Genomic DNA, 6,475 nt, shown 5'->3' with positions numbered 1-6,475 from the left:
GTGATAATTAAGCCTGTGCTGTCATCAGATAATGAATCTGATTCCCTCTAAAGCAATTTTTCAGCCTCAACCGTCATCAGATAAAAAAAGACCAAATCAATATCAGATTTGGTCATCATTTTGTTTATTTAACTTTTTCTAACTCAAGTCTTCCTGGATAAAAGGAATCAACATTTTCTAGCTCTAAAGATTGTGCATCGTTTAAACCGTTAATTTGTGTGAGGGCACGAATAACCTCTGTAGTAATTTGCTTATCAAGGGTTAATACCATAACAGCTTCCCCGCCGACGGTTGTTCTGCCTACTTGCATCGTTCCAATATTAATTTGGTAATCGCCAAGAAGAGATCCAACCTTACCAATCATACCAGGGACGTCCTGATGTCTTACAAGTAAGAGATGGTTCTCAGGTCTTACATCAATACGATACTCGTTAATTTTGACGATTCTTGCACCATAGCCGTTTAAGACTGTTGCCCCAATTTTAGCTGTTTCTGAGCCTTTTGTAATGGCAAGCTCCATATAGTTGGCAAAGCCTTTATTATTGGCATTTTTCTGGACATTGTAAGAAACGCCCTGTCCTTTCAAAAGGTGAAGCGCATTAATCAAATTAACAGAATCACTTAAGTGATAAGAAAGGATTCCTTTAATCATGGTTCGAGTTAATAGTTCCGTATCTTCCTCAATTAAATCGCCATAATAATTGATTTCGATTTTAGAAGGAGCATGTTTTAACAATTGAACAACAAGTTGCCCCATTTGCTCCCCAAGGAGTAAGTATGGCTGCATTTTTTGCTGTGCTTCGCCAGACATTTGCGGCATATTCACTGCATTTCGGATAGACTGTGTTTCGAGAATTTCAATGATTTCTTCACTGACCTCCTGGGCAACCTTTTCCTGTGCTTCGACTGTAGAAGCACCTAAATGAGGAGTAACAATAATATTTGGATTTTGCAGCAATTCTGGGTCAGCAACCGGTTCCTTTTCAAAAACATCAAGAGCGGCACCTGCAACATGTCCAGCTTGAATGGCTCTTACCAATGCCTTTTCATCAATAATTCCACCTCGGGCGACGTTGACAAATCGGACTCCTTTTTTTGTTTTGCTAAGGTAGTCGTCATTTACAAGTCCTTTTGTTTCGTTTGTAAGTGGTGTATGAATCGTAATGAAATCAGACTCACGTGCAATTAGATCGAGACTAGCTTTTTTCATTCCTAGTTTTTCTGCTCGCTCTTCCGTTAAGTATGGGTCATATCCCAATATGTTCATTCCAAAGCTTTTAGCACGTTTTGCGACTTCGGTACCGATTTTCCCCATACCAATAACACCTAGCGTTTTTTTGTATAACTCTACTCCCTTGAAGGAATTACGATCCCATTCGCCGCCAACTGTTTTTTTGTGAGCTTGAGGAATCATTCTTGCCATTGAAAGCATCATCGCTAATGTATGTTCAGTGGCGGCAATGGTATTGGCACCAGGAGCATTAATAACAATAATTCCTTTTCCTGTAGCAGCATTCACATCAATGTTGTCTACCCCTACACCTGCTCTTGCAATTACCTTAAGACGGTCCGCATATTGAAGCAATTCCGCCGTAACTTTTGTTTGGCTTCGTACAATTAAAGCCTCGTAATCGCCAATAATATTCTTTAGCTCCTCGGGCTTTAGTGTAGGCTGGCGCTCAACAATAAAATTTGGGTGATCAAACAATTTTTTCAATCCAGTATCACTTATACCATCTGTTACAAGTACCTTAAACATCTTGCTCATCCTCTCCATTTTCTTAATATAAGATTAAATAAAAAAGTCCCCCATAACAGACAGATTTGTCTTGTTATGAGGGACGTGATCTACGTGGTGCCACCCTCTTTTTGCTGCTAGAAACAATGCAGCCTCAACATGTTAACGGGTTTTCCCGGGCATTCCTACTATACTTTCAGTCTGCCAGTTCAGAAGGGCTGGGCTCAGATTAAGAAATTGCACCGGTTCACAGCGGCCACCGGCTCTCTTAAGCATTTTCTTACTGCCGTCTTCATCATCACATTTTTAAATATTTACCTGAATTTAAAGAATATTCTACATCGATACCTTTAGTATTGTAAAGGGATAAAATGAATAATTTTTTGAGTATTCAAATTTAAAAAATTTTTTTAAAAAAGCAGACCAATGCTGGTGCGGTGGTAAGCGATTACATTGAATTTTTAAAAAAATTAGTCTATTGTAATTATATTGAGAGAATCATATAATGTCTACTATATAAATACAATTGTACGCATGTGGTAGACAGTGTGGGAGGGATTAATATGGAAGCAATTAAAATTGGGTTACTCGGTTTAGGAACAGTCGGTTCAGGTGTTGTGAAAATTATTAAAAATCATCAAGATAAATTAATGCATCAGGTGGGCTGTCCTGTTGTCGTAAAGAAAATCCTGGTCCAAGATTTACATAAAACAAGACCAGTTGATGTGGATCCAGTTTTGTTAACGTCATCCCCAGCTGATATCCTGCATGATCCCGAGATAGATGTTGTAATTGAAGTGATGGGCGGGGTTAAGGAAACAAAGGAATATTTGCTTATTGCACTCCGTCAAGGAAAGCATGTGGTGACGGCAAACAAGGATTTAATGGCCCTCCATGGATCAGAATTATTATCTGTTGCTTCTGAAAATGGATGTGACTTATTTTATGAAGCAAGTGTTGCAGGAGGTATTCCTATCCTAAGAGGCTTAGTTGATGGCCTTGCTTCTGATCGTATTACCCAAATGATGGGGATTGTAAATGGAACCACTAATTATATTTTAACAAAAATGAGCCAAGAAGGTCTAGCATATGAGGAAGTCCTCAAAGAAGCCCAAGAGCTTGGATTTGCAGAAGCAGACCCTACTTCAGACGTAGAGGGACTGGATGCCGCCAGGAAGATGACAATATTAGCTACCTTAGGTTTTTCAATGCATATTGACCTAGACGATGTAAAAGTAAGTGGTATTTCGAATATAACAGAAGATGACTTGCGTTATGGAAAACAGTTAGGCTATACAATGAAGCTGTTAGGTTATGCCCACCGTGAAGGGGAAAAAGTAGAGGTAAGTGTCCAGCCGACATTCTTATCTGACAATCATCCATTAGCGTCGGTTCAAAATGAGTATAATGCTGTTTATGTATATGGAGAAGCAGTTGGTGAAACAATGTTTTATGGTCCAGGTGCAGGAAGTCTGCCAACGGCAACCGCAGTAGTATCTGATTTAGTCGGAGTAATGAAAAATTTACGACTTGGTGTAAATGGACGTAGTGCGGTAACGCCACAATATCCTAAGCGCTTAAAGGATGATAACGAAAAGTACTCTAAATACTTCTTACGAATCCATGTACAGGATGAGGTCGGGGTATTTGCGGAACTTACTTCCATCTTTGCAAAATATGGTGTCAGCTTTGAGAAAATATTACAGCTGCCTGTTAAGAAGAATGAGACATCTGAAATTGTCTTAGTTACACACCGGGCTTCACTGACAAATTACGATGCTATTCTTCACGAATTAAATGATTTACCAGCGGTTAAAGAAATAAAAAGTGCATATAGAGTGGTGAGGAAATCATTATGAGATGGCCAGGACTAATTGAAGCATATAAAGAATTTTTACCAGTAAATAATGAAACACCTATGTTAACCTTGAATGAAGGAAATACCCCGTTAGTAAAGCTCGAACGGCTTTCAAAGGAATGGGATGTTGAGCTTTACGTTAAACTTGAAGGCGCAAATCCGACGGGTTCTTTTAAAGACCGCGGGATGGTAATGGCAGTTGCCAAGGCGATAGAATCCGGCAGCAAAACGATTATCTGTGCCTCAACGGGAAATACTTCTGCTGCAGCTGCAGCGTATGCTGCCCGAGCTGGAATCCGATGTATTATTGTTATACCAGAAGGCAAAATTGCCTTAGGGAAGCTTGCTCAAGCAATGATGTATGGAGCAGAAATTATCTCTATTGAAGGAAATTTTGACCAAGCACTACAGATGGTCCGCAATATTAGTGAAGAAGAACCGATTGCACTTGTGAATTCGGTTAATCCCTATCGTTTAGAAGGACAAAAAACAGCAGCCTTTGAGGTGTGTGATCAATTAGGGGCGGCACCTGACATTTTAGCGATACCAGTTGGAAACGCCGGTAATATTAGTGCCTATTGGAAAGGGTTTAAAGAATACGCAAATCATAAGGGAACAAGGCTGCCAAGAATGTATGGCTTTGAAGCAGCAGGGGCAGCAGCACTTGTCCATAATCGTGTATTTGAAAATCCAGAAACGATTGCAACAGCGATTCGAATTGGAAATCCCGCAAGCTGGAACTTAGCTGTTGCCGCAGTTGAAGAATCAAATGGTCTTTTTGATGAAGTGAGCGATGATGAAATTGTAGCAGCGTATAAGAAAATTGCCGCTAGTGAAGGTATCTTCGCTGAACCAGCTTCATGTGCGTCAATCGCTGGTGTGATGAAGTCCCTCCAAAAAGGCAAAATCGAAAAAGGATCAAAAATCGTCGCAGTTCTTACTGGAAATGGGTTAAAAGATCCGGACACAGCTATCCAAAGCAGCCTTGTGGATGTAAAGAAATTGCCAAATGATGAGAAAGCTGTGACAGAACACATTAGGGGAGTTGTCCACCGATGACTCTGAATGCTGGAAAGTTTGTTATCAAAATACCAGCAAGTTCCGCTAACCTTGGACCAGGATTTGATTCAATGGGAGTTGCCCTTAATTTATATTTACGCTTAGAAGTGGAGAAAAATGAGAAGTGGGAATGTTATTCAACTTCAGATGAATTAAAGGATTTCCCAACAGACGAAAAGCATTTTATCTGTCAAATTGCCATTCAAACTGCAGCTAAATTTGGCAAGGAGTTACATCCTTGTAAAATCAAGGTTGAGAGTGACATACCATTAGCTCGTGGTCTTGGTTCAAGTGCTTCAGCGATTATTGCAGGTATAGAACTTGCTGATTACGTTGGAGAAATAGGGCTGACAAAAGAAGAAAAGCTATTACTGGCAACAGAAATTGAAGGCCATCCAGATAATGTTGGTGCCTCTTTATATGGAGGGCTTGTTATCGGCAGTTATCAACCAGGAGAGGTCGATGTCGTTTCTATTTCTGATATTTCTTTTGAAATGGTTGCCATCATCCCGAAAGAAAGTTTGTTAACGAAGGATTCTCGCGGTGTTTTGCCAATAGAATTTTCCTATCAAAGCAGTATTCGTGCTTCTTCAATCGCAAATGTATTAGTAGCTGCACTGCTTAGTCAGAATTGGGAATTAGCAGGAAAAATGATGGAAAAGGATATTTTTCACCAGCCTTATCGGAAGCCGCTGATCCCATTTTATGATGACGTTGCTATTTTCGCAAAATCTGAAGGGGCATTCGGTGTAGCCTTAAGTGGAGCGGGCCCGACAGTTTTATGTTTTTGTGAAGAGGGAAAGGGTAAATTACTTGAGCAATCTTTAAATACGGCATTTCCTGACATGACAGCTAAAGTGCTAAGCATTGACTTTACAGGAAGTAACGTATCCCAACTTAATAATTGTATCGTGAATTAGGGGCCGAGAAGTTCGGCCCTTTTTTTTTATTAATTGGCAAGTGATGATGGTGAACAATTAGAGATAAACTATAATGGGAATTGATAAATAAAGGAGGGAAGGTTAAATGCCATTTACAAACAAGGTTGTCGTTGTGACCGGGGGAGCGAATGGAATCGGACGCGGTGTTGTTTCTGCCTTTGCAAAAAAGGGTGCGCAGGTGTTGATTGCAGATGTGGATGAGAATGCAGGCAAAGAGACAGAATCTGAACTAAAACAAGAAGGATTCGATGTACTTTTTGTTCAAACTGATGTAAGAAATCCTAGTGATATTAGTAACTTAATGAAAACTGCCAAAAACACCTTTGGTCGGGTTGATGTGTTAATTAATAATGCTGGAAAGGGTTTGTTTAAATCGCTGTATGAAATAACAGTTGACGAATGGGATGATATCATTCAAACCAATTTGAGAAGTGTCTTTCTCTGCTCACGGGAGGCAGCAAAGTATATGCGGGATAATAAAGAAGGTGGGGCAATTGTTAATATAGCTTCGACCCGTGCCATGATGTCCGAGCCTAATTCTGAGGGCTATGCAGCTACGAAAGGTGGAATCGTCGCCATTACACATGCATTAGCCGCCTCTCTCAGTAATGAACGAATAACTGTTAATGCGATCTCACCTGGTTGGATTCACACTGGCGAATATTCACAATTAACAACCATTGATCATGAGCAGCACTTATCAAATCGAGTTGGCAGACCAGAAGATATCGCAAGAGCATGCCTTTACTTAACCGCAAAGGAAAATGACTTTGTTACTGGGATAAATCTAGTTGTTGACGGCGGCATGACGAGAAAAATGATTTATGAAGAATAATATGATAAAATAGTGTAAAAATTGAAAAAATATAAATGGAAAGG

Annotated in this window: 5 protein-coding genes and 1 other annotated feature; of the genes, 4 read left to right on the top strand and 1 reads right to left on the bottom strand. The window is 39.9% G+C overall.

Annotated elements, in window-relative coordinates; genetic code table 11:
• Positions 1-124: 124 nt before the first annotated feature.
• Positions 125-1,759, bottom strand: a complete 1,635-nt coding sequence (gene serA / locus CHI06_RS09030; RefSeq protein ID WP_095248158.1) for a phosphoglycerate dehydrogenase — start codon at positions 1,757-1,759, stop codon at positions 125-127.
• Positions 1,760-1,834: 75 nt separating this feature from the next.
• Positions 1,835-2,046: a binding site (T-box leader), on the bottom strand.
• Between the two features lie 255 nt (positions 2,047-2,301).
• Here serA and CHI06_RS09025 point away from each other — a divergent pair.
• The 4 genes from CHI06_RS09025 (at position 2,302) to CHI06_RS09010 (ending at position 6,431) form a co-directional block, all read left to right on the top strand.
• On the top strand, positions 2,302-3,597 hold the full coding sequence (locus CHI06_RS09025; protein ID WP_095248156.1) for a homoserine dehydrogenase: 1,296 nt from the start codon (positions 2,302-2,304) through the stop codon (positions 3,595-3,597).
• Entirely contained in the window at positions 3,594-4,655 is a 1,062-nt protein-coding gene (thrC, locus tag CHI06_RS09020; RefSeq protein WP_095248154.1) for a threonine synthase, read from the top strand. Before CHI06_RS09025 ends, thrC begins: the two co-directional genes overlap by 4 nt.
• Positions 4,652-5,575 carry a homoserine kinase gene (gene thrB, locus CHI06_RS09015; protein ID WP_095248152.1) on the top strand — a complete coding sequence of 308 codons (924 nt, stop codon included), beginning with the start codon at positions 4,652-4,654 and terminating at the stop codon, positions 5,573-5,575. The genes thrC and thrB overlap by 4 nt, the downstream gene beginning before the upstream one ends.
• Positions 5,576-5,681: 106 nt before the next feature.
• Entirely contained in the window at positions 5,682-6,431 is a 750-nt protein-coding gene (locus CHI06_RS09010; RefSeq protein ID WP_095248150.1) for a glucose 1-dehydrogenase, read from the top strand.
• Positions 6,432-6,475: the final 44 nt, after the last annotated feature.

Source organism: Bacillus sp. 7884-1 (assembly GCF_002272245.1).
In the GTDB taxonomy this organism is placed as follows: Bacteria; Bacillota; Bacilli; order Bacillales; family Cytobacillaceae; genus Neobacillus.
The sequence above is the reverse complement of the archived record's forward strand: the minus strand, read 5'-3'. Positions and strand labels throughout refer to the sequence as shown.